We start from the raw sequence: 25886 nt of genomic DNA on the forward strand, positions 1-25886 counted from the left end.
CTAACCGCATATATTGACCAGTTTTATAACTGTTGCAAGAAACATCAAAGTTTACTTGCATAAATTTTTGTGCCTAAAAAAATTAAAACAATTGTTGAGGAGATGTTATGTCAGACTTTTTTAACCAAATTTCTCGCCGGAAATTTATCATCACAGCAGGTGCATCGGCTGGTGCTGTGTTTCTCAAAGGTTGTTTAGGAAATCCGCCAGAAGCTAACACTGGCGGGAATAGCCAATCTGCACCAACAGCCCAACCAGCCGCTAATATTAGTCCCGAACAAGCCCCAGAAACTAACGCAGTTAAGTTAGGATATATCCCAATTGTAGAAGCTGCGCCATTAATTATTGCCAAAGAAAAAGGCTTTTTTGCTAAGTATGGGATGACTAATGTTGAACTTTCTAAACAAGCTTCTTGGGGTGCGGCTAGAGATAACGTAGAAATTGGTTCGGCTGGTGGTGGAATTGATGGTGGTCAATGGCAAATGCCTATGCCCCATTTAATTACTGAAGGTTTAATTACCAAAGGTAATCAAAAGATTCCCATGTATGTATTGTGTCAGTTAATTACACATGGAAATGGGATTGCGATCGCCAACAAACACCAAGGTAGCGGCATCGGCTTAAAACTAGCAGGTGCTAAGTCTGTATTCTCCAAACTCAAATCCTCACCCACCCCCTTCACCGCCGCCCAAACATTCCCCGCCGTTAACCAAGATTTCTGGATTCGCTATTGGTTAGCAGCCGGTGGTATTGACCCTGATGCAGACGTGAAATTGCTCACAGTCCCATCAGCGCAAACCGTCGCCAACATGAAAACAGGGACAATGGACGCTTTCAGCACCGGCGATCCCTGGCCTTTCCGCATCGTTAAAGACAAAGTAGGCTACATGGCGGCATTAACCGCAGAAATTTGGAAAAATCACCCCGAAGAATATCTAGCCATGAGGGCTGATTGGGTTGACCAAAATCCCAAAGCTACCAAAGCCTTATTAAAAGGCATCATGGAAGCTCAACAATGGTGCGATAACTTTGATAATCGCCAAGAAATGGCTAACATTTTGGCACAAAGAGCTTATTTTAACGTGCCAGTTGATGTTTTAATCGAGCCATTTATGGGTAAATACGACATGGGTGAAGGTCGCAAAATTGATGATAGATCAATGGCAGCTTTGTACTGGAAAGATGAAAAAGGTAGCGTTTCTTATCCTTACAAGAGTCATGATTTATGGTTCATCACCGAAAGTGTGCGTTGGGGATTCTTACCCAAAGATTACATAGCAAATAATGCAGCCAAAGCTAAACAACTAATTGATAAAGTCAACCGCGAAGATATTTGGAAAGAAGCAGCAAAAGAAGCGGGTATTGCGGCGGCTGATATTCCCACTAGCACATCTCGTGGTGTAGAAGAATTTTTTGATGGTGCTAAGTTCGACCCCGAAAACCCAGAAGCATACCTCAAGAGTTTGCAAATCAAGAAAGTGAGTGTTTAGTTATTAGTCATTAGTCATTAGTCATTGGTCATTAGTCATTAGTCATTAGTCATTGGTCATTAGTTATTAGGAATTGGGCATTGGATATTCAATAAATCAAAACTCAAAAATAAATCATGCAGAATCAAAGTGATGTAATTTTGAATTTTGATTTTATTTATCTACTCCCAATTCCTTTTTCAAAGTAGTCATCTGAGGAACAAATCATGACCCTAGCACAAAAAAGACCCGGTAGCCAAAAGCTTGATAATAGCTTTGTATCTCAACTACAAAAGCAATTACCTAACGTTGTACCACCCACCATTGCTATTGTTACATTTTTAGTTTTGTGGCAATTATTCTCTTGGACTCCCGGCGCAACATTACCAGGGCCAATTCAGGTTGTACAAGAAACTTGGGAGTTGATTATTTATCCCTTTTATGATAAAGGAGGGATTGATAAAGGATTATTCTGGCAGATTTTTGCCAGTCTCCAACGGGTAGCTATTGGTTACTCTTTTGCTGCTGTGATTGGTATTGCTTTAGGCATTGTCATCGGTGTTAATAAAACAATGTCTACAGCGTTAGATCCTCTGTTTCAGTTATTGCGAACTGTACCGCCTTTGGCTTGGGTGCCTATTTCCTTGGCAGCTTTACGCCAAAACGAACCCGCCGCCCTATTCGTGATTTTTATCACCGCAATTTGGCCGATTTTAATTAACACTGCGGTCGGTGTGAAAGAAATTCCCCAAGACTATAACAACGTTGCCAAAGTTCTACAACTTTCTAAAAAAGACTATTTCTTGAACATCCTCATTCCTGCTGCCTTGCCCTACATTTTTACAGGTTTGAGAATTGCAATTGGTTTAGCTTGGTTGGCAATTATCGCCGCAGAAATTGTTATGTCAGGTATCGTAGGTATCGGCTTTTTCATCTGGGATGCCTATCAAAACAACTACATCAGTGAAATTATCTTGGCACTCGTCTACATCGGTGCAGTTGGTTTGTTACTAGACAAACTCATGGCTTGGATTCAAAACCTGATTTTACCAACTGAAAAGAAATAATTGTTGGGGACTGGGTATTGAGGAATGAGGATTAGATATTAAGAAAAAATTCTTCCTCATCCCCCTCATCCCCCCTACACCCTACACCCTACACCCTACTTCCTGAAAACTATGTCTGTATTTGTTGCGGTTGACCAAATTGACAAAGTATTTAATCTGACTGGCGGCGGTCAATATATTGCCTTAAAAGGAATTGACCTGCAAATTAAAAAAGGTGAATTTGTTTCTTTAATTGGTCACTCTGGTTGTGGTAAATCCACATTATTAAATATGATTGCGGGTTTGGATTTACCAACAGAAGGTGTGGTGACACTGGAAGGACAAAGAATTACCAGACCAGGCCCAGACCGGATGGTAGTATTCCAAAATTATTCTTTGTTACCTTGGCGGACAGTTAGAGAAAATATTGCTCTGGCGGTTGATTCCGTGATGAAGGGAATGCCAGCAGGTGAACGTAAGGCGGTTGTAGAAAAACATATCGATATGGTGGGGTTGCGTCCCCATGCTGACAAACAACCGGGAATGTTATCTGGTGGACAAAAACAACGGGTAGCGATCGCCCGCGCCTTAGCAATTCGTCCTAAACTACTACTATTAGATGAACCCTTCGGCGCACTAGATGCCCTCACCAGAGGTAACTTACAAGAACAGTTAATGCAAATCTGCGAAGAAAATCAAGTTACCGCCGTCATGGTAACTCATGACGTAGATGAAGCCGTGCTGTTATCTGATAGAATCGTCATGCTCACCAATGGCCCAGAATCTAAAATTGGTGACATCTTAGAAGTTGATATCCCCCGACCCCGTAAACGCATGGAAGTAGTCGAACACCCCAGCTATTACAGCCTACGGAGTGAAATGATTTACTTCCTCAACCAACAAAAACGGGTGAAGAAAATTCGCGCCAGAAAAACGGCGGCTGTGTCTCGGCATGGCTTAGAAAAAGTTAACCTAGACATTGGCTTCCTACCCCTCACCGCTTGCGCCCCCCTCGCCGTCGCTAAAGAAAAAGGCTTCTTCACCAAACACGGTTTAGATGAAGTTAACCTAGTCCGGGAAACAAGCTGGCGCGGTATCGTTGATGGTATCTCTGGCGGTTATATCGATGCGGCACAAATGCCTTCCGGGATGCCTATGTGGTTAACATTGGGAGGACATAACAATCAACCCCTCCCCGTTGTCACCTCCCTCACCATGACCCGCAACGGTAACGCCATCACCTTGGCGAAACGCTTCTATGACCAAGGTGTGCGTACTTTATCTGACTTCAAAGATTATCTGTTGCGTACCCGTGACCAACGCCACATCATGGGGGTAGTACATCCCGCATCAATGCACAACTTACTGCTACGCTATTGGCTAGCGGCTGGGGGAATTGACCCTGATATAGATGTGGACATGAAAACTATCCCTCCCGCCCAGATGGTCGCTGACTTACAAGCTGCTAGCATTGACGGTTACTGTGTTGGTGAACCTTGGAACTACCGCGCGACTGAGGAAGGTGTGGGCTTTACTATCGCCACAGACTTAGAAGTTTGGTTGGGACATCCCGGTAAAGTTCTGGGTGTGCGCGAAGATTGGGCGGAAGCTTATCCTAATACTTATATTGCTCTAACTAAAGCTTTGCTGGAAGCTTGCCAATATTGTGCAGACCCGAACAACGCCGAAGAAATTAGACGTATTGTTGCAGGTCGAGATTACGTCAGCACTGATTTAGAGTATATCCAACTGGAAGACCCCGATTCGGTTGCCTGTAGTTTAGACCATCCACTGCGGCAGTATGCTCACCATCAATTCTATTCTGAGTCGGCAATTAATCGCCCCAGCCGTACTGAACAAATTTGGATTATGAGTCAATTGGCGCGTTGGGGTGATACTCCCTTCCCTCGAAACTGGGTAGAAGTTGTGGAGAGAGTTTGCAGTGTGCGTGTTTTCAGCACTGCTGCTAGAGAGTTAGGTTTGGATGTTAGCTATACTCGTCAACCTATTCAGTTATTTGATGGTACTCCGTTTAATGCTGATGATCCTCTTGCTTATCTCAACAGTTTGAGGATTAAGCGTGATGTTTCAGTTGCGGAGGTTATTCTTGACTCTCCAACTAGACGAGTGGCGTAAATGAGGATGAGAGAGTGTCGCGAGGTTTGAGTTGATTTTTAAACGCAGAGGTACGCGGAGGTAAACGCGGAGGTACGCGGAGGTTTATGGTCGCCAATTTCGGATGCTCTCTATTCCATGTTTTTTTCGGAATTAAGTCAAGTTTTCAATCTATTACTCGGTTAATACTATGGCAAGCCGTAATTCAAATGTTACTGAATTTACTAGAGATAGACAGGGAAGAGCTTTAGGTGTTGGTAATCAGGGTCATAGAAGTTTCTTAGAAATTCAAGACGTTACTAAGGTATATCCGACTAAGAAAGGCCCTTTTACTGTTCTTGATGGTGTTAACTTGAATGTGGAACAGGGTGAGTTTATTTGTGTTATCGGTCACTCTGGTTGTGGTAAATCTACTCTGCTAAATATGGTGTCGGGGTTCGCTACTCCTACTACTGGGCAAGTTTTATTGGAGGGTCAACCAATTACTAAGCCTGGCCCCGATAGAATGGTGGTGTTTCAAAATTATGCTTTGTTACCTTGGCGTACTGCTTTTGAAAATATCTATTTAGCTGTTAATGCTGTTTACCCCAACAAGATGGAAGCTGAAAAACGGGCTATTGTTCGGGAACATTTGGCAATGGTGGGTTTATCTGATGCGATGGAGAAGAAACCTACCCAAATGTCCGGCGGTATGCGACAACGGGTTTCTATTGCTCGCGCTTTGGCTATTCGTCCCAAGGTGTTGATTTTAGATGAGCCTTTTGGCGCGTTAGACGCGATTACTAAGGAGGAGTTACAGGAAGAACTGCTGAAAATTTGGAATGAAAATCGCTGTACGGTGTTGATGATTACTCACGATATCGATGAGGCGTTGTTTTTGGCAGATAAGTTAGTGATGATGACTAATGGCCCACACGCGAAGATTGGTGAGGTGATGGAAATTCCTTTTTCTCGTCCACGCGATCGCGCCCGCATTATGGAAGATCCACAATATTACAAGCTGCGTAACTATGCGCTTGATTTCCTCTTTAACCGGTTTGCCCACGATGATGTCGGTTAACAGTGTTCCCAGATGACCACAATTGGGATCAGGGTAAAAGATAAAATGTAAAATTTGGTCATTTTGCTGTTTATCTTTTGCCCTTTTCTTTTTATAATCAATCAACTATAGATAAACGCCGATAAATCATCGGTGTTTAGTTGTTTTTTCAACAATTCTTAATTATGAGGTTTTATCTATGTAAATTATAATTTCATCACTATAAATAAATGTAAATATTTCTCAAGGTGGATTGACATATAAAAAGTATTCTGAATCTAAATTTTAGATAATCACAACAAGATTAATTAATTAAAACTATCTTTCCTTCTATGTTTTCTTTTTGATACCCAGTCGTAGACACATATAAAGATAATCAAGTTAAGCTAGATTACGCCAGATGACTGTCATAAGTTTTTTTGTTACTTAAGCAACAAAAAAGTTTTAGTATGTAAGTAAAAAGTGAGCAGTGTAGATGGTTGTGGATAATTCTTCATATTGCCTTCAAAAAGTACGCCCCATGAATAACCGCGCACTGCTGTTAATAAATCATCATGCTCGCCACGGTCAAAAACGTCTCTTAGAAGCGATTAATTGCTTAAAAAATCTCGGCTTTCAATTAATTGAAGAATCAACAGAACACCCCTCACATTTAGCTCAAATTATACATCAATATAAAAATCAAGTTGACTTAGTAATAGTTGGCGGTGGTGATGGTACTCTCAATGCGGTAGTAGATGCTTTGGTAGAAACTCAATTACCCTTGGGAGTTTTACCTTTAGGAACTGCTAATGATTTAGCTAGAACTTTAGGAATTACTAACTCTCTACAGGAAGCCTGTGAAATAATTGCTCATGGTGAATTGCGGCGCATTGATTTAGGTTGGGTAAATGGTAAACATTTTTTTAATGTTGCTAGTTTGGGTTTGAGTGTCAAAATTACGCAAAAATTGACGAAAAAAATTAAACGACGCTGGGGTGTCTTTGCCTATGCTGCGACTGCATTACAAGTAATTTGGGAGTCTCGCCCCTTTAGTGCCGAAATTCGCATGAATGGTCAATCATATCGCGTCAAAACAGTACAAATCGCTGTCGGCAATGGTCGCTACTATGGTGGTGGTATGGCTGTAGTCCATGATGCCAAAATTGATGACCAAAGACTTGACCTTTATAGTTTAGAAATTAAAAAGTGGTGGCAAATTATACCCTTGCTACCTGCTATCCGCAAAGGTAGACATATTCATCGGCAAAATGTCCGCGCTTTACATGGACAAGAAATTGAAGTCTACACTCGTAAACCCCGTCCTATCAACACCGATGGCGAAATTACCACTTACACCCCTGCTCATTTCCGCGTCATCCCGAAAGCTGTGGCTGTTTTTGTTCCACCAGTGTAACAGAAGTGTAGGGGTGTAGGGGTGCGAGGAGAGAATGACCAATGACCAATGACTAATGACCAATGACCAATGACTAATGACTAATAACTAATGACTATCTCTGCAATGTTACTCAAAAATTTGATATATTCAGGAATAGTGCCGGGTGCATTTGTATTTAACTTGAAGTGTCTTTTAGGTAAGTCAAGCGGGGTACTGTGAAAACTCAGATGGACTCACACCAAATACACCTGAGATTTTCTCAAGATATTAAGTTATTGCTACAACGTCTAGCCCAAGAACCTCTGTCTCTTGGTGAAATTCTGGCGGAAACATCTGAACGGGGTTTTAGTTTAGTCATTACGTTATTAGTTCTGCCCTTTTTGTTGCCTATGCCACCAGGGTTAACAGGGCCTTTTGGTGCGGCTTGTTTATGCTTGTCTGTACAGATGATACTCGGTCGGCGATCGCCTTGGCTACCTAAACGCATCGCCCGCTATAAATTCCCTCGCTCCTTTGCTCAGGTACTTCTACAAAACCTGCGCCGTGTTACCAAAGTCTTAGAAAAAATTGCCCGTCCCCGCTTGACAAAAATCGCTAATTATGATTTGACTTGGCGGATCAATGGCTTGTGTATCTCTTGGTTAACATTATTACTGATGTTACCAGTTCCCTTAACTAATCCCATCCCCACAGTCGGAATTTTACTTTTAGCAGTCGCTACCATTGAATCCGATGGCTTATTAATTTGGATCAGCTATGGCCTCACTATCTTAATTACCATGCTATTTGGATTTATCGGTTATGCCTTGTGGTTAGCACCTAGCTTATTACCATCTATTTTTAGATAAAAGCCCCTAGCTAAAAACTCAGGGGCTTGTTTTTCTTAAGGTGCATCTACTTAACTTATCTATTCATTCAGATTTATGTAACATCAGGAAGAATTACTAGCCAGTGGTTGCTCATGAGATTAATGTCGTCATGCTATACTAAACGTAGTCGTTATGAGTTTGTATAAGTTTATGACTAACCCAACTGTAGAAAACTTAGTAATTATCGGTTCTGGGCCTGCTGGTTACACGGCGGCAATTTATGCTGGACGAGCTAACTTAAAGCCTGTGGTATTTGAAGGTTTTCAAGCTGGGGGTTTGCCAGGTGGGCAACTGATGACGACGACGGAGGTAGAAAACTTTCCGGGGTTTCCCCAAGGAATTACCGGGCCGGAATTAATGGATAGAATGAAGGCGCAAGCGGAACGTTGGGGGGCTGAGTTATATACTGAAGATGTGATTGCAGTGGATTTAAGTCAGCGTCCTTTTACGGTGCGATCGCCAGAAAGGGAAGTCAAGGCAAATACTATCATTATTGCCACTGGTGCGACAGCAAAACGTTTAGGTTTACCGAGTGAGCATCAATTCTGGAGTCGGGGAATTTCTGCTTGTGCAATTTGTGATGGTGCTACGCCAATTTTCCACGGTGCAGAATTAGCAGTGGTTGGTGCTGGCGACTCGGCGGCGGAAGAATCAATTTATTTAACTAAGTATGGCTCAAAAGTTAACTTGTTAGTGCGTTCTGATCAGATGCGGGCTTCTAAAGCCATGCAAGACAGGGTTTTGAGTAACCCTAAAATCCAAGTCCATTGGAACACGGAAGCCGTAGATATATTTGGTAACGGTTTCATGGAAGGGGTAATAGTTCGCAATAACAAAACTGGCGAACAAAGCAAACTATCAGCTAAGGGCTTATTCTACGCTATTGGTCACAAGCCTAATACTTCTTTGTTTCAGGGACAGTTAGAACTAGATGAGGTGGGTTACATTGTGACTCGACATGGTTCTCCAGAAACCAGTGTAGAAGGTGTATTTGCTGCTGGTGATGTGCAAGACCATGAATATCGCCAAGCAATTACGGCGGCTGGTAGTGGCTGTGCGGCGGCGTTGTTGGCGGAACGTTGGCTGTCTGCTCATGGGTTAATTCAAGAATTCCACCAAAAACCAATTAACAATGAATTAGAACCTCAGCCAACCGCTAAGAAAACGGAAGCAGAACAAGCGGCGGAATTTGATTTGACGGCAACACGCCATGAAGGGAGTTATGCTTTAAGGAAATTATTCCACGAAAGCGATCGCCTGTTAGTTGTGAAATACGTCGCCCCTGGTTGTGGCCCTTGTCATACTCTCAAGCCTATATTAAATAAAGTCGTGGATGAGTTTGACGGTAAAATCCACTTTGTCGAAATTGATATTGACAAAGACCGCGAAATTGCCGAAAATGCTGGCGTGACTGGAACACCGACTATTCAATTCTTCAAGAATAAAGAACTCGTGAAAGAAGTCAAAGGTGTGAAACAAAAGAGCGAATATCGCCAGATAATCGAGAGTAATTTGTAGAGATTCGGGATTAAAGATTGGGGAAGAGTTTTTTGACCGATACTTTCTCCCCAACCATCATAATAATAGGTGGGCATTGCCAACAATATAAAACTCAGGCTCTTAGCAACTTGCAAGCAATGCCCACCCTACAACTTTCCCAGTCCCCAATTCCCTAACTAATATGTAAAATGGTCAGGGTATCTTGCTCAATGCAGACTCACATAATGACCGTCACTAAACGTCAACTACCGTTATTGTTACGTTTTGCTAAAAAAAGCAGCCTTTCCCAAAAATTAATGGTAATAGGGTTAGCTATTACCCTGTTTTTTATTTTCCTGGCTTTTTTTGCGCCTGTATTTCAGGCTTGGGGATGGCTACAAGATCCAAAAGAATTTCTCTCAAACCCGCTTCAAGAAGCACCTTCTGCTAAACATTGGTTTGGAACTAGCCGCTTAGGACATGATGTGTTTTCTCGCACGATATTCGGCGCACAGGCGGCGTTGCAAGTGGTGATTTTGGCAACAGCACTGAGTATGATTTTTGGCGTACCTTTGGGGATGCTGAGTGGCTACCTGGGCGGTAGGTTAGATAAGGTGTTGCTGTTTCTCATGGATAGTATCTATACCTTACCGGGGTTGTTGCTGTCTGTGACACTGGCGTTTGTGGTGGGGAGGGGAATATTAAACGCTGCGATCGCAATTAGTATTGCATACATTCCCCAATATTATCGAGTAGTTCGCAACCACACCGTCAGCGTTAAAACAGAGGTATTTATTGAAGCGGCGCAAGCAATGGGGGCTTCTACCTGGATTGTACTGTCTCGTTATCTGTTTTTCAACGTCATTCAAAGCGTACCTGTACTGTTTACCCTCAACGCCGCCGATGCCATTTTAGTATTAGGTGGTTTAGGCTTTTTAGGGCTAGGCTTACCGGAAGAAGTGCCAGAATGGGGTCATGATTTAAAACTAGCACTAGAAGCTTTACCTACAGGTGTGTGGTGGACTACCCTATTCCCTGGTTTGGCGATGACTTTCATGGTGGTAGGGTTATCACTACTAGGTGAGGGGTTAAATGAATTTGTCAATCCTCGATTACGGGGAGAAAATGGAAACCGGAAATAAACAATTCAAAATTCAAAATTCAAAATTCAAAATTAAGAGTGCTGTTTTTGAATGCTGAATTGAAGCTAAACATTCATTGTATTCATAACTGAGAGATTAGAGTGAAAGATAACATTTCTTTAATTGCGGCGGCGGCTGGTGGGTTTATGCTTTCTGTAGCTTTGGCTGGGATTTTAAAAGGTGCGCCGATAACCGCTTGGGATAAACAATCAAGTTTTCGTCCTACTGTGAGTGATTTAAGAGTCACTCCGCGAAAGAGCGATAGTTTAGAATTTTTTGATGCGAAAACATCGAAAAGCTAATACAGCGATTTTCTGGTAAATGAACCACAAAAGAAAGTTTGAAAACCTTGTAGAGACTAAGCATGGTAAGTCTCTACACTTTAGTCTAATTAGCCTCTACACGGTGGTCTAATTAGCCGAAAACTGCTGTATGCTTTTCTGAATCACCCTAAGAGGATGTTTGAAAAGTATTATCATTAACACCAAAGTCTCTCAAACCTAACCCCCCCAGCCCCCCTTCCCTACAAGGGAATGGGGGTTTTAAAGCCTCTCTCCTTGTAGGGGAGAGGTTTGGAGAGGGGTTTTTAGTATCGTTGATGACTTGACAAACATCCTCTAAGATGGGTTATTTTCATCAGCTTAGTCACAGCTAGCTGATAGTTTGTGGTGTGAGGAATTAAAAGTGGGGAATTCTCAAGTTATTGGGATCGACGTGGGGGGAACGGCGATAAAATTGGGGCGGTTTACTCCAGATGGTCATTGTTTGCAATCTTTGACTGTTGCCACTCCGCAACCGGCGACACCGGAAGCGGTTTTGGCGGTCATGGTGGATGCGATCGCCCAAATTGATGTAGATAATCAAACTATGGCTATTGGTGTCGGTACTCCAGGCCCGGCTGATGCTACAGGACGTATTGCCCAAATTGCGATTAATTTACCAGGATGGCAGAATGTACCTTTAGCTGATTGGTTGGAAGCCAAAACTGGCAAACCCACCGTTATTGATAATGACGCTAATTGTGCAGGTGTAGGAGAGGCTTGGTTAGGAGCAGGTCGGCAATTTCAGAATTTTATTCTCTTAACCTTGGGGACTGGGGTTGGTGGTGCAATTATTCTGGATGGTAAATTGTTTGTGGGACATAGAGGCGCGGCCGGAGAACTGGGATTAATTACCCTGCAACCGGATGGCCCTGTATGTAAGAGTGGTAATCAAGGCTCTTTAGAACAATACACATCAATTAAAGCCATTCGTCGCCGGACTGGTAAAGAACCTGCGGAGTTGGGAAGGCTGGCGAAAGCTGGAGATGTGGACGCTTTAGCATTTTGGGAAGAATATGGGCGTGATTTAGGCACGGGTTTAGCCAGTATGATTTACATTTTAACACCAGAAGCGATCGTGATTGGTGGTGGTGTGAGTGCAAGTTTTGAATTTTTCTTTCCAGCAGTTCAGGCAGAAATTGACAAGCGAGTGATGCCAACCTCGCGCATGGGTTTGCAGATTATCCCTGCACAATTAGGTAACTCTGCCGGTATGGTAGGCGCGGCTAAATTAGCGTGGCAAAAGTTTTGTATTTAACAGGTGGTACAGAAGGCGGTTTGCATATCTACTGATGTTACTAACGCCAGTCCTACTTTGCTGATGAACTGGAACACTTTTGATTGGGAAGGGGAGATTTTGGAGATTATGGCTATTGTCCGGCAAATGCTGCCATAAATTCACCCGTCATCAGCCATCTATGGCAAAGCTAGAGGTAGCTTGGCAGGAGTTCCCATTGCTGTGATAGCAACGCATTATTGCCCACATGAGTTATGGTCTTTGAAGTCAACTTATTCAAAATTTGAACAGCTAATCATGATATTCCTTAAGATTTACTACTGAAGATTAAAGATTAGCAATTTTAACTAACCCTGACAATCATTTGATAACATTTTTTCTCAGTAAGTCATCACCTTTTGCAGATGTTATCTGTAATAGGTACGACAAAAGAAAAACAAACCACGAAGACACGAAGAACACGAAGGAAGAGGGAAGAAGAGGAGGAGTTAAGAAGATGATAAGATGATTCGCTTAATGCCTTCTTTGAGAATGGGAACGTTAAAATTAATAAGAAGAGCAAGAGGGCAATTAGTCATTTTTAAATAAGAAATAACTTGTGCTTCATGAATAGGTGAAAACTTTTCTACAGCTTTTAATTCAACAACCAGCGAATCACCAATCAAAAAATCTAATTCTCCCTCACCTATCCGATGTCCCTTGTACTTTACAGCTACCAAATATTTAGATTGATGAGGTATACCACGCAAGCGAAACTCCATAGCTAACGCCTCGTGATATACCCTCTCCAAAAAACCTGCTCCCAATACCCGATGTACCTCAATAGCAGCACCAATCACAGCATAAGCCAACCTCTCCACCTCATCATCAAACCTTCTCATCCTTCTTTCTTCTTCTCTTCTTTCCTCTTCCTTCGTGTCCTTCGTGCCTTCGTGGTTCATTTTTTCTGATCTTTACTTTTTTATACAGTATACTCAAGTAACTTTCTTTATACACACGTACTTAACATTTAATTCAGTAATGATAATTTTGAATAGCGATCGCACCTCTAAGAGGTGATTCGTAAGTAAAACAACATCACCAATTTGCAATAAATTACCAACCCCAAAAAATTACCCCTCCTCGTGGCTGAGGAGGGGTGAAACTTTAATATCCGCCTTCTTCTTCGTATTCTGGCTGTCTTTCTTTGATTTTCTTGGGAATATTCACTGGTTGCGGTGGTGTGTCTTCCCAAGCATCACCCTCTACATCATCATAATCGTCGTAATCGTTGCTGTAGGGCTTGTAGGGCTGGGCTGGTGGTTCTTGATATCTGTCTCTCCCTGTGGCTTCGCTCCAGTTATCTTCTTCGTCTTCTTCGTATTGAATGGACTCGTACTGTCTCGCCCTCATGACTTGACGCTGTGGCCTTTCTTCTTCAATATAGTCTTCCGTCCATTCTTCTTCTACTACTACGGGTTCAGGGGTGCGGACTCTGGGCTGGGGTGGTTGTAATGGTACACCACTGGGTAATTGATTGGAAGGTGCAACGGTGCGGGGTGCAGAGTAGCCAAATTCTTCTTCGGCTTCCCGTTCCCAGGGCGCTTTACCAATACCCAAGCGTTCGAGAACACCGACGGTTAACTGGTTGACTCGTTCTTCGGCTCCTTCAAATACAATTAGTCTGCTGGGGCCTGTACTAACTACTTCTTCTATAGAAATCTCGTAGGTACTCAAAAACTGGTCGGGAATTTGGGGTACGCCTAAAGATGCGATGACTATGGACTGTAGTTTACCTGATTCTCCCTCGAATTTGAAGCCCCGCACTCTCCCTAAAACTTCTCCTGTTTCGGTGATGACTTCCCAGTTCATCAGGTTGCTGAGGGCTTCGACTTCTATATCTTCAATCACATCTTCGTTATCAACCAGGATGACATCCCCAAATTGGTTGATACTGCTAAGATACATATATCGTGGTAGACCAGAGATAGAGATCAGGCTGTCTCGCAAACCAAGAGCCACAACCTCTCTTTGATCAATATCTACCCATACTTGACTGACGATACCTAATCGTTTGCCATTGTCACGGGTAATCACCTGGGTATTTAATATGTCGGAACGCCTAATTATTTGTTCAGAGGTCATTCTATACGGAGTCCTGATCTCGAATCCGGTTTATCTATACACTATTATTAACAAAAACTCAAGCAGATGTATTTGAGGATTGTAACTTAATTCCCAAAACTTGGGTATAAGCTCCTCTGGCCTGAGTAACGCCGATGGTACGTTCGGCTGATTCTATCATCGGGCGGCGCAAACTCACAACTATGAACTGCGCTTGTTGGGCTTGTTGCTTGATCATTTTAGATAATCTTTCGACGTTTGCACCATCTAGAAACATATCTACTTCGTCAAAGGCGTAAAATGGTGAGGGGCGGTAGCGTTGCAGGGCAAAGATAAAGCTTAAGGCGGTGAGGGATTTTTCTCCCCCAGACATTGACGCAAGTCTTTGGACTGGTTTACCTTTGGGGTGGGCAACTAAATTTAAGCCACTGTTAAAGGGATCTTCAGGATTATCTAGTTGCAGGTAGCCGTCACCGTCGGAAAGGGTGGCGAATATGGATTGAAAGTTTTCATTTACAGCATCGAAGGCTTCTTTAAATGCGATTTGTCGCAAGGTGGTAAAGTTTTCGATTCTTAAGAGTAGTTCGGTACGTTCTGCTTCTAATGTCTGCAATTTTTGGCTGAGTTCTTCGAGGCGGTTTTGGGTACGCTCATACTCTTCTAAGGCTAACATATTCACAGGTTCCATTGCCTGTAAACGTTTGGCGATCGCTCGCAATTCTTTCTGTAGTTCTTCTAAGTCTACCTTATCCGGCACTTCTGGCAAGGGATTCGGCAGTTCGGGAACTAATTCCTGTAATTGATTTTGTAACACTGCTAAATCTTCCCGTCGCTTTTGTTGGGTTTCTTGCAGTTTTTGAATTTCCCATTCTAACTGTTGCTGACGGTGAAGATGCGATCGCATTTCCTGTTCTAGTGCGTCCCGTTTTTGTTTCTCTTCTCCTAAGTTGTTTTCAAGTTCGCTTAAATTCAGACGAGTTTGGCTAATTTGCTCATTTAAATTGGTTATTTGTTCTAAAACACGATTTATCGCGTCTCTACAAGATGCTTGTTGAGTTTGATATTCACTGGTGCGTTGTTCTGCTTCTTGGATGCGTTGTTGTAAGAGTTGCTGTTGATTTTCTAGGTTTTTTAATCTTTGTTCAGCTTCTCTTAAGGTGGTTTCCCGTTGTTGTAATTGCTGTTCTTGAGTTTTAATTGTCGCCTGAATTTGTTGCCATTCGCTGGGAGTTTGGGAAGCTTCTAACTCGGCGAGGGTGTGGCGTAATTGCTGTAACTGAGTTTCTTGTGCTGGTAATTCTCTGTCTAAAATTTCCAGACGGGTTTGAGCGGTGGTAAACTTGTCGGTGTTGTGGGTGAGTTGCGATCGCGTTCCTGTTAACTGGGCGGTTAAACTCTTAATATCCTTCTGCAACTGCTCTAATTTTAACTGTTGTTCCCGTCTGGCTTGACGGGCTTCTGTGAGTTCTTGGGTGAGTTGTTTGGTTTTAGTAGATAAAGTGGCGATCGCCTCCCCACAACGGTCTAAAATTCTCTCTATATCCTGCAAACGCTGTTTTAAAGCTACAGCTTCCTCAGACTCCGCCGCTTCACCTGTACCAAAGCGTAACGCTGAACGCTGGTTAGTGCTACCCCCAGTCATTGCGCCACTGGTTTCTAACAACTCACCGTCTAAGGTGACGATACGATATAAACCTAAATTCTTCCGTGCTTGTTCCAAAGTGCTGAAGACGACAGTGTTACCGAAAACATAATTAAACACATCCCGATAACGGCGATCGCATTCTACTAAATTCACAGCATAGTTAACAAACCCATGCGCTAACCGCAGCGTAGCATCTTGGGTAAATTTAGGAGCGTGAATTTTATTTAACGGTAAAAAAGTCGCTCTCCCGGCGCGTTTTTGTTTGAGTAACTCAATTCCGGCGGCAGCAATACCATCATCTTCAACTACAATATGTCCCAAACGCGCCCCAGCCGCAATTTCCAACGCCAACTGAAACCGGGGTTCTACTCGTCCCAAATGTACCACCAAACCACAAACCCCAGGCATTCCCGACTGAATAATCACCTTACTGGCTTGAGTTCCTTGAACTTCTTGCTGTGCTTGCGCTTGCGCCTCAATTTTATCTAACTGGCGTTGTTTTTCCCGTTGTTCTTGTAATAGCCGCTTTTGTGTCTCCTGCTGAATTTGTAACTCTTGTTCTGTCGCGGCGAGATTTTGCGCTAAATCTTGGATAGGTTGACTAGAACTATTAAACTCAGTTTCTAAGTTGTTACACTCCGCTTGTTTTGCAGCTAACTCCGGTTCTAAACTCTCGATTAACTGCGTTTCTTCTGCAATTAACTGCTGTAATTGATTATTGCGTTCTTGCAATTGTGCTTGTTCAGTACGCTGGGGTTCAAGAACTTGCAGCAAACTTTCAATTTGACGACTTAACGCCGCTTGCTGCTGTACCCATTCATCCGCCGCCGAAGCAATTTCTGTAGCCACAGCACGGGAATTATCCAAAGCTTGTTGTGCTTCGTCCCGTTGTTGCTGACAATAAACGATAGATTGCTGTTCTACAGCCTGTGTTTGGACGATTTCCGCCAAACCCTGCTGATGTTGTTGAATTTCCGCCTGAGTTTGCGCCAACCGCCTCGCCGCTTCTTTTTCCTTCTCAGTTAACTCCGCTTGTTGACGTTGTAATTGCTTACGTTCAGCTTCTTGGGTAGCGAGGGTAGACTGTACCGCCAAAACTTCCTCTTCCCCCAAAGCCTTGACATGGGCGTTAAGTTGTGCTAGCAAATCATTCTTTTCAGCAATTTCGGTAGTTAAACTGGACAATTGAGAAGTCAGTTCAGCGAAATTGCGATCGCCCGTTTGAATTGCCGTGGCTAAAGATTCCTGTTGGGCTTGTAGGGAACGCCAAGATAAAACCGCCTCCCAAGACTGCTTTTGAACATACTCAGACCGCAGTTTTTGATACTTTTCCGCCTTCGCCTTATCTTGAGACAGGCGATCGCGCTGTAAACTTAACTCATGCTCAATAATTTTACAACTATCTTCCTTTTCCTTCACCTCATCAAGAGTAGCCTTAGCCTGATTAATCTTGCGATCGAAAGCTGCCACACCAGCCAACTCATCAATAATTTCCCGACGTTCCTTAGCATTCATCGAGATAATACTGGTAACATCCCCTTGCAGCACCACATTATAACCTTCCGGGTAAATCCGCAGATTCTCCAAAGCCTCATGTAACTCCGTCAGAGTCGAAGACACCCCATTAATGTAATAAGTAGACGTATACGTTCCCTGATGAGTCACCCGTAACTTGCGCGTCACACTCCATTCCGTCGCAGACTGGGAATCCTCCTCTAACTCCTCTCTCTGCGCCTCCGCGCCTCTGCGTGAGAAATCCTCCCCCGACAAATCAAAAGTCACCGTCACAATAGCCTCAACCGCCGCCCGACTTTTAGCCGTTTGAGTATTATTAACCAAATCCGGGAGACGATCAGCCCGCATCCCCTTAGAACTAGCCAACCCCAAACAAAACAGCAAAGCATCCAGAATATTAGACTTACCCGAACCATTAGGCCCAGAAATGACAGTGAACCCCGGTAGCAGAGGGACAGAAGTAGTGCCACCGAAGGATTTAAAATTGGTAAGTTCTACGCGCTTAATATGCACCATAGCTGGGTGCTACTTAACTCAGATTATGAAGAACAAGTGTATCAATTAATCAAAATTTAGCAATAGGTTAGACAAAAAACTTCTGGATTTTCACATTTTAGAGGGTAAAGAGAAAAGTGTAGGGGTCGCCTACAACTAATTTTGGCATCAATAGTATAAAGTAACGTATTAATCTTGACATAGCCATGACTTTATGATTTCCGATTTTTAGAGAACTGCCAATAGCAAATTAGTTAATACCTTAGTAGGAAGGCACGGATGATTATGTTATGCTTTGGCTAAATTGTAATTTTATGTATCAAATCTTCAGAGATACCACTCATGACATCTCATTGATGAATTCGCTAAAAGAGTTGTAATCTCTACCATTCATAAACCACAATAATTAGGTGAAACTGTACAGCTTGAGACGAGATAAAAACCAAAATGAAGCCAAACGTCAATTGCTGAAGGCACTAAACCAGCGTGATTCAACTGCTATACAAAGATTAATTATTTATTGGACAAAAGTTTTAGGTGCAGCAAAACTCACTAATTTACTGGTTAACCAAGTTCTGCGCGAATGTGATGGTGATAGTCACAGATGGTTTTTACAAAATTTTTTCGGGCAATCATACTATGAACAAGTGCAGCAACAAGCCGAAAATCATCTGTGGCAAATATTAGTGAATGCGGGCTTAAAACCGGGTAAAGACTTCAGCTTTGGCATTGATGACGAAATTATCATCAGCGATCGCGCTCAGGAAATTATCCTTAATCAGTTACCCCCAGAACAACAAGTTTTATTGGCGGCACAATTACAAACCTCACCCGTTCCCGATATCACAAAGGCGATTGAAAAACAATTAGGATGTCCATTTTTTGCCAATTTAACCGCAATTGCCGCGCAAAACGTTCATTGGTTAAGTAATTCGCAAGCAGCCGCTTATTTGGGGGTGCTGATAGCTGGTTTAGTCAAGCGCAACCCTGCACTTCAAGATGTAGATTTCCCGACAAAATTTATTTTTGCTGCTTTAGCCGGATTACCACAGGAACGAGTCACAGCCATTATTAATGATGAGGAGTCAAATCCCCAGTTTGATGAATTAGTAATTATACATGATTTGTTGATTGCAATGGAAGAAATTGAAGACTACAACCTCACCCAAATAGAGCATGACATCAGTGTAGAACAACTGCGAAAACTAGATTTAGTCTGGTGTGGTGAGCGTCGCATTGCCGAACTTATCGCCAAAATGGAGGATGGGCATTTTAGGAATAGTTGAAGAAACAGAGGAGCAGGGGAGCAGGGGAGATTGGTTCAAAAATTCAATAATTCAAGAATTCTTTAATGCAAGAATTTTGAATGAGAGAATTTTGAATTGATAAGTCCCCAGCCCCCACTACGCTGGTACGACAAATTTTTGATTACCAGCTAGCCCGAAAGCGGCATGAATGACTTGCAGTGCTTCTACACCTTGTTCTTGTGCTACGACACAGCTAATTTTAATTTCGGAAGTAGCAATCATTTGGATATTGATTTGATGTTGGGCTAAAGCTTCAAACATTTTAGCTGCTACCCCTGGATGTCCTACCATTCCAGCACCAACTATACTAACTTTGGCGATCGCACTATCTAAGACTACATCACCCCAGCCACATTCGGCGGCGACTTCCGTCAGCAATTTTTGGGCGGTTTCTCCATCTAAGCGGGGAACTGTAAAGGCGATGTCTCGTTTCGGCACTCCATCAATTACCCGACAACGCTGGGATTGAATAATCATGTCTACGCTGATGTTATGCTGTGCTAAAGTCCCAAATAACTTAGCCGCCATTCCTGGGTGGTCTGGTACTTGGCGAATTGCTAGCCGCACTTGATTTAAGTCTAAGGCGACACCACGCACCGGAGGATGGGCGGAAACTGAGGCGGGGGAGGGTGTGGAGGTAGGTGAGGAAACGATTTCAAAGGCGTTACATAGTGCAGCAACGGCGCGATCGCAATCTGCCGCCTCAATCACACAACTCACCTTGACTTCACTGGTAGAAATCATCAGCAGATTTACCCCTGCTGCGGCTAAGGTGGCGAACATTTTCGCCGCTACCCCAGGTCGCCCAATCATCCCCGCCCCGGCTATACTGACTTTAGCAATGTCTTGCTCTACCATAACCTCTGCTTCGTCGGTGTGGGGGTTAGATGTACTCCGCAAAGCTGGGGCGATCGCTTCTGCTACGGCTTCGGCTCGTTTTAATATCGGTGTCGCTACGGTAAAAGCAATGTCATTACTATTACCTTCATGAATAGATTGAATAATTAAATCTACATCTACATTTTGGTGGGCAATTTCCCCAAATAGCCTAGCTGCAACCCCTGGTTTATCTGGGACACGCAACAAAGCCACCTTCGCCTGATTAGTATCAAATTCTACCGCATCTACAGGACGAGCAATTTCTAAATTAATCAGCGATCGCTCTTGAGGTTGGGGTGTCGTTACCCAAGTCCCAGGATCATCAGTCCAACTCGACTTAACTACCAGAGGTACACCATAATTACGGGCAATTTCCACCGCACGGGGATGTAAAACCTTCGCCCCCAAACTTGCCAACTCCAGCATCTCATCACAGGTAATCTCATTCATCAACTGCGCTTGAGCAACTAAGCGCGGGTCTGTAGTGAAAATACCCGGTACATCTGTATAAATTTCACAAAAATTCGCCTGTAAAGCAGCAGCCAAAGCCACGGCGGAGGTATCCGAACCACCACGCCCTAAAGTAGTAATTTCCAGTTCGCCATTGCTAGAAATCCCCTGAAAACCAGCCACTACAACAACTTTACCAGCCTGAATATGACGCATCAGGCGTTCAGTTTCAATGTTTAAAATCCGGGCGCGGGTGTGTTCCGCTTCTGTCACAATGCCTACCTGCGCCCCAGTCATCGAAATGGCTGGTTGTCCGAGTTCCTGCAATGCCATACTCAATAAAGCAATGGTGACTTGCTCCCCGGTAGAAAGCAACATATCCATTTCCCGGCGGCAAGGATTCCGAGAAATTTCATTGGCTAACTTAACGAGTCCATCGGTGGTTTTCCCCATAGCGGAAACCACTACTACCAGAGAGTTTCCCGCTTGCACAGCTTTATATACACGCTGTGCCACAGCTTGAATACGTTCGACTGAACCGACAGATGTACCACCGTATTTCTGAACTATAAGTGCCATAAATTCTCTTCATTCCTATGCCTGCTGCTGTCAATGCTTCCTCACTCGGCGGAAACTTGGCAGACTTATCCGTTACTTAGTTTACCTAAAATTAACCAGAACAATAACTGACTTATTTGTAGGGTGTGTGAGGCGCGCCAGAGGAGATGATTGCACCTTCAAGAGTCAGCATCGCGCCTCACGCACCAATGTAGGATAAGCTCTCTAGCCCGTCTGGTGTGGGCTTCTAGCCTGCACCACAAGAGCTACAAGCTTGACATTTTGTTAATACAAATGTACTATATAGGTAGGAATATCAACAAAAGTCATTAATTTCGACGCTAAATCAGGAGAATAGCAGCATGGCAAATCAACAAAAAATCTCTCTGCTAGAACTCATCGAAATTTTGACAAAACACCGCAACCACATCATTATCAATATCAAACATCTGCGAGAAAATTATCACAGAACAGGTGTCAAACGGGTTCGTGGTGTCAGGGATGCCAAAGGAGAAATTATTCAGCCTTGGTTACGAACAGAATATATAGATAATGCCGAATATGTGCGCCTAGATAAGTTTGAGTTTAACCGCAATACTGCCACAGTCAATATGCTAGTTAAACGGCAAGTTAAGCTAATCAAATCAGAGGATAAAACCCCGATTTTAGAAGTGGCAGGTTTGCTAGTTAATGACTTACATACATTCAATAATTATACCATCGTTAGCAACGGTAAGCTGAATGTTGCTTGTTTAAAAATCAAAATTAGCAGCAAAAAAGTTTTTGAATTACTCCAAGATGTTTTAGACGCAGCAGAATTTGATTTTCATCGGGAATACAGTCTTAACCTGGAGAATATCCCCCTAGTCAACCATGCTATCAAATGTCCTCGGCTGGATGGTTGGTTTGATGAATTAGCAAAAGTCAAGGTAATTTCTAGTATTATTACGGCGCATCTCAAAGGAGAATCAGATACATTTATGCCACCCCAGTTAGATGAATTAAAAACTCATTATCTTTCTGGCAATGTTTATCTAAATTTCCCCACTACTAACGCCTATACAACTCGTGAACAAGCATTAGCTGATGGTACGATTGATGTACAGACTATTTACAAAATTGATATTGGCAGTAAAGACATTTTGAATCTGAGCAAGTTTTATTCTGCCAACAAATTTTTAGATAGAATGTATCAGGTATATGACAGAGACACTGGCGAAATTTTCACTAAACCTAATTTTAGTCTAGCTTTGACAGAAAATATCGCCTTTAGACATAAACTCTTATCATCCCGTGTCAAAATCACCAAAGTCGATGAGTTTATGAAAGTAATTTTTGATGACTTTTTAGGCATCGAAAATTACGGCATAGTCACAGCAATGTTATCTAAAGTTGGTGCTAGAAATTTAGTAGAGTTGTTGCATAAACAATTCTCTGGTAATAGTGTCAGTAAAGAGGCGATGGTGACAGCTTTAACTGATGCTAAAGTTAAGCTAGAAGAATATGCAGACAAAATTTATCAAGAAAGAATTTCTCCTTTAGTCTTTTACATTGGTGTGACTGGTAAGCTACCGCCAGAAATGTCTGTACCAGCCCTGACAGCAAGGGAAATTGCTCGGAAATATCCTGATTTACAGTTTTCTAAATATGAGCGAGAAGGTGAGTTTTTTGTAGTTGGTGATAGCATTATTAGCGTATATGCCCAACCTGCTTATTATTCTCAGCAGGTGAGTGTGGCTGTATGATATAACTTAAGTCACATCTTGCACTATTCTCATTGAGAATGGTGCAAGATATAACTTTTACTGCCCCAATTCTTGAATATTATTCATTACTTGTTGGTATAAATCATTATTGCTTTGGGCTTGAAATAGTTCTGCTGCTTTCCGCAAATCTGATAAGGCTGCTTGTTTATCCCCTTGGGCGGCGCGGGCGTTACCTCTGTTATTATACGCAGGGGCAAAGTTACGATTGAGGCGAATAGCTTGGTTATAATCACTGATGGCTCCTGGTAAGTCGCCTTGAGCCGCACGGGCGTTACCTCGGTTATTGTAGGCGATCGCATATTTGGGATTAAGGCGAATTGCTTCGTTAAAATCTTCGATAGAGCCGCTTTTGTCTCCCTGTACAGACAGCGCATTCCCACGATTATTATAGGCTTCGGCGTAATTGGGTGACAGGCGGATTGCTTCATTGTAGTCTGTAATTGCGCCTTGTTGATCGCCTAGGGAGGCGCGAGCATTTCCCCGACTGTTGAAGGCTTCCGCATCATTGGGAGCTAGACGGATAGCTTCATTGTAATCTGCGATCGCTTTTTGCTTGTCACCCAAATCAAAGTAGGCTAATCCTCTACCTTTGTACGCTGCCGCATATTCAGAATCTAAACTCAATGCTTTATTATAGGAGTCTATCGCCGCTTGTAAGTTACCTTGGGAGTGTTGTTTCTGCCCTTCAAAGTAAGCTGTTCCCGCTTGAGAGTTTTTCGCAGGGCGACGAGTAGGAGTATTTACCCCTATTTCTGTCACCAAAACATCTTTGTTGTTACTACAAGAAACAATGGTAATCGCGCTCAGTGCGGTGAACACACCTATAGTCAAAATTTTAGATAACTTCACCCGCTTTTGCTCCAATAACCACTGTTTCATAACTTGCTCTCATTCGTCTTGACAACTGGATAACGCTACTACCAAATTCAGTGAATGAGCTTTATTAAACATGAATGCTCATTGTTTTGAGATGTACCCAGCCCATAGACACGCCTACCTGCTATCCTCTAGGTTTTATTAACAGTAGTCTGTTTGCTCAACCAGGAATTTTAACAAATAAATTTTATTGTGGTTATTTATTATACCGTCATTCAATTATTAACAATTACCGATTACTCTACTCCTCCTCTTTTTCATTCTCAGACTTTTTAGGAAGTAGTCGCAGAGATTTACTGGTTTCTATATCTACAGATAACTGTTCGAGATTTTCCCCTAAATCTTTTTGCAGTTTTTGTGTGAGCGTTACCGGAAAATCTAAACTAATTCCTTGGTTTTGTACCAAACTTGCCAGTTCTAAAAACTGCACTTTTACTACTTTCCGGTTAGAACTACTCAGTTTATAAAACGCAGATTCGGATAGGTTTTGAGCCTCCATAGCTCTTTTTAAACGCTCTTTGAGATGTTCATATTCTGAGTTTAACAGCTTCCACTGTTCTTCAATTTCTGTAAAATTTTCACTCAGAACTGCGACATCTTCTAATTGTGGGTCTGGGTTACTTATTAATTGTAATTCTAGCAAACGCTGATGGATTTGCGCCAGATAAATACAGTCTAAATAAGCATATTCTATTTGCGTCTCACTTAAAGGTCTGCGTCCCCAATCGCTCGTTTGTTCTTGTTTATCAATATGGTTAAAATTACATAATGTTGTAGCTAAAGTTTGGAGTTGATAGTTAGGTAACGGTAAAATATGGTAGGGAATTTTTTTGGCTAATTCTAAAGTGCAAGTGATATTTTTAGCTTGCTTATTGCCGAGGAATTTGATATCATAATTAGCATTGTGAAATACTTTTTCGATAGCTGGATTGAGCATAATTTGGTCAATAAACTCAGCTATGATTTGCGGTTGATGCAGGACATCGAAAAGGTAAACGCGATCGCCACTCATATCGTCAGGATCATCTAAAACCTGAATCAGCGACAATCTAGGATTACGGGTGTTAAATTCTGCTACTTCGGTATCTATCCAAAGAGTAGTAGCTTGAGTATATTCAGCAACTATGCTACGCATTGCACTTGCGTCACTCAAGTATGGCATAGGTTAAACTTTCCTGATATTTAGGTGACAGTTTCCCAAATTAGCATTTTGCTGACACCTAATTAACCACCGTGATTATGATTTTGTAGTTTAATCCTGCTGGTTTTTGACTGGTTAGCTTGCCATCTTCAGCCAAGCAAAGACTTGAGCTACAGTTAAGTCATTAGTTATGAGTCATTAGTCATTAGTTATTAGTTTCTCTCCTCCGCTTCCTTCGCTTCCTACTCCCCGTGTTGAGTGACAGCTAACTCCGAGTTTTCAAAGAAGCAGAGGAACTGGAAACAACAGATTTCTGTGTTCTAGCAGTTAATAAAGTAAAGAAGCGATAAGATTTACGAATAAAATTAAGTATAAAGTAAGGAATTCTCAGCCGGAGTGGTGCAAGGATGGGACGATATAGCCAATAATAAGCCCGTTTGAGGTTATCCCATTTAGAGCATTTATCCTGATGCAGAAAGTCAGAAATATCTACTACTAAACCTCTACCTTCATACATCATGACATTACGCCCGTGGACATCATGGGGAAACAGTCCACGCTGACGGGCATAATCTAAAGCTTGATCTATATCCTCTATCACTCGTTTGGGAATACGCAAACCCCTTTGGAAACAGTCGTATAAAGTCACCCCATATAATCGCTTGAGGATTAAACAACCGTCTTTTGCATATAAACACTGAGAAAATGCTGGGTGAGAACCAAGACGACGATACACTTCTACTTCTTCTGCAAATCCTGGCCTTTCAGGTGCATAAATCTTCACTACCACATCAAGGTATTCAGGGTGATTAACTACCGCCGCATAGTTACCTTTACCAACCAGTCGCCAAGGATGGGGGAGATAGTGAACTTCTACAGGATCGTAGGGATTGACACTCTCAACTTGCAACTCAGGTAATAATTCTTGATGAATACTCTCAATCAGTCGCTGTAGATGCTCATTCATACTGGTTTTGGCTGTTTTTTAAGAAATGAAGCCGTAAGATTTCACCAGTATATTCCATCCTTGTCTCCCCTAAACCTGTGGGGGTTTAGC

General features: G+C 42.6%; 19 protein-coding genes. 12 read left to right on the forward strand and 7 right to left on the reverse strand.

The window, feature by feature from the left end; all coding sequences use genetic code 11:
- The first annotated feature begins 107 nt into the window (after positions 1–107).
- The 10 genes from AACS98_RS02185 (at position 108) to AACS98_RS02230 (ending at position 12115) form a co-directional block, all read left to right on the forward strand.
- A complete protein-coding gene (locus AACS98_RS02185; protein WP_066375777.1) occupies positions 108–1490 on the forward strand; it encodes a CmpA/NrtA family ABC transporter substrate-binding protein in 1383 nt (460 codons plus the stop codon).
- 206 nt (positions 1491–1696) lie between these two features.
- Complete coding sequence (ntrB, locus tag AACS98_RS02190) at positions 1697–2536, forward strand: nitrate ABC transporter permease (protein ID WP_066375784.1); 840 nt, start codon at positions 1697–1699, stop codon at positions 2534–2536.
- Positions 2537–2647: 111 nt separating this feature from the next.
- Positions 2648–4651, forward strand: coding sequence for an ABC transporter ATP-binding/substrate-binding protein (locus tag AACS98_RS02195; RefSeq protein ID WP_066375787.1), 2004 nt, complete (start codon positions 2648–2650; stop codon positions 4649–4651).
- Between the two features lie 169 nt (positions 4652–4820).
- The gene (locus AACS98_RS02200) at positions 4821–5690 is read left to right on the forward strand and encodes a nitrate ABC transporter ATP-binding protein (protein ID WP_066375789.1); all 870 of its coding nucleotides are present in this window, start codon (positions 4821–4823) and stop codon (positions 5688–5690) included.
- Between the two features lie 499 nt (positions 5691–6189).
- Positions 6190–7065: a lipid kinase gene (locus tag AACS98_RS02205; RefSeq protein WP_066375904.1), complete on the forward strand. Its 876-nt coding sequence runs from the start codon at positions 6190–6192 to the stop codon at positions 7063–7065.
- Positions 7066–7274: 209 nt separating this feature from the next.
- Positions 7275–7895: an exopolysaccharide biosynthesis protein gene (locus tag AACS98_RS02210; protein ID WP_084386865.1), complete on the forward strand. Its 621-nt coding sequence runs from the start codon at positions 7275–7277 to the stop codon at positions 7893–7895.
- A gap of 171 nt (positions 7896–8066) precedes the next feature.
- Entirely contained in the window at positions 8067–9434 is a 1368-nt protein-coding gene (gene trxB / locus AACS98_RS02215; RefSeq protein WP_066375797.1) for a thioredoxin-disulfide reductase, read from the forward strand.
- A 206-nt stretch (positions 9435–9640) separates the two neighbouring features.
- The gene (locus AACS98_RS02220; RefSeq protein WP_066375799.1) at positions 9641–10537 is read left to right on the forward strand and encodes an ABC transporter permease; all 897 of its coding nucleotides are present in this window, start codon (positions 9641–9643) and stop codon (positions 10535–10537) included.
- Positions 10538–10638: 101 nt separating this feature from the next.
- Complete coding sequence (locus AACS98_RS02225) at positions 10639–10839, forward strand: hypothetical protein (RefSeq protein WP_066375801.1); 201 nt, start codon at positions 10639–10641, stop codon at positions 10837–10839.
- A gap of 382 nt (positions 10840–11221) precedes the next feature.
- Positions 11222–12115, forward strand: coding sequence for an ROK family protein (locus tag AACS98_RS02230; RefSeq protein ID WP_066375802.1), 894 nt, complete (start codon positions 11222–11224; stop codon positions 12113–12115).
- 467 nt (positions 12116–12582) lie between these two features.
- Here AACS98_RS02230 and AACS98_RS02235 read toward each other — a convergent pair whose 3' ends face one another.
- The 3 genes from AACS98_RS02235 to smc all read right to left on the reverse strand — a co-directional run bounded on the left by AACS98_RS02235 (position 12583) and on the right by smc (position 17873).
- A complete protein-coding gene (locus tag AACS98_RS02235; RefSeq protein ID WP_066375907.1) occupies positions 12583–12975 on the reverse strand; it encodes a GxxExxY protein in 393 nt (130 codons plus the stop codon).
- A gap of 265 nt (positions 12976–13240) precedes the next feature.
- The gene (locus tag AACS98_RS02240; protein ID WP_066375804.1) at positions 13241–14218 is read right to left on the reverse strand and encodes a PRC-barrel domain-containing protein; all 978 of its coding nucleotides are present in this window, start codon (positions 14216–14218) and stop codon (positions 13241–13243) included.
- 58 nt (positions 14219–14276) lie between these two features.
- Positions 14277–17873: a chromosome segregation protein SMC gene (gene smc, locus AACS98_RS02245; protein WP_066375807.1), complete on the reverse strand. Its 3597-nt coding sequence runs from the start codon at positions 17871–17873 to the stop codon at positions 14277–14279.
- 389 nt (positions 17874–18262) lie between these two features.
- Between smc and AACS98_RS02250 the strand changes: the two genes are divergently transcribed.
- Entirely contained in the window at positions 18263–19138 is an 876-nt protein-coding gene (locus tag AACS98_RS02250) for a hypothetical protein (RefSeq protein WP_066375810.1), read from the forward strand.
- Between the two features lie 117 nt (positions 19139–19255).
- On the opposite strand, the gene AACS98_RS02255 is transcribed toward AACS98_RS02250, so the two are convergent.
- The gene (locus AACS98_RS02255) at positions 19256–21067 is read right to left on the reverse strand and encodes an aspartate kinase (protein ID WP_066375812.1); all 1812 of its coding nucleotides are present in this window, start codon (positions 21065–21067) and stop codon (positions 19256–19258) included.
- A gap of 341 nt (positions 21068–21408) precedes the next feature.
- On the opposite strand from AACS98_RS02255, the gene AACS98_RS02260 reads away from it, so the two are divergent.
- Complete coding sequence (locus AACS98_RS02260) at positions 21409–22791, forward strand: hypothetical protein (RefSeq protein WP_066375814.1); 1383 nt, start codon at positions 21409–21411, stop codon at positions 22789–22791.
- A gap of 57 nt (positions 22792–22848) precedes the next feature.
- Here the strand turns inward: AACS98_RS02260 and AACS98_RS02265 are convergent, their stop codons facing one another.
- From AACS98_RS02265 to AACS98_RS02275, 3 genes are all read right to left on the reverse strand, one after another.
- Positions 22849–23691, reverse strand: coding sequence for a tetratricopeptide repeat protein (locus tag AACS98_RS02265; RefSeq protein WP_066375821.1), 843 nt, complete (start codon positions 23689–23691; stop codon positions 22849–22851).
- 238 nt (positions 23692–23929) lie between these two features.
- Positions 23930–24850, reverse strand: a complete 921-nt coding sequence (locus tag AACS98_RS02270) for a 3'-5' exonuclease (protein WP_066375823.1) — start codon at positions 24848–24850, stop codon at positions 23930–23932.
- A 244-nt stretch (positions 24851–25094) separates the two neighbouring features.
- Entirely contained in the window at positions 25095–25796 is a 702-nt protein-coding gene (locus tag AACS98_RS02275; RefSeq protein ID WP_066375824.1) for a serine/threonine protein kinase, read from the reverse strand.
- Between the last annotated feature and the right edge of the window lie 90 nt (positions 25797–25886).

This window comes from Anabaena sp. CA = ATCC 33047 (assembly GCF_963870205.1).
In the GTDB taxonomy this organism is placed as follows: domain Bacteria; phylum Cyanobacteriota; class Cyanobacteriia; order Cyanobacteriales; family Nostocaceae; genus Trichormus.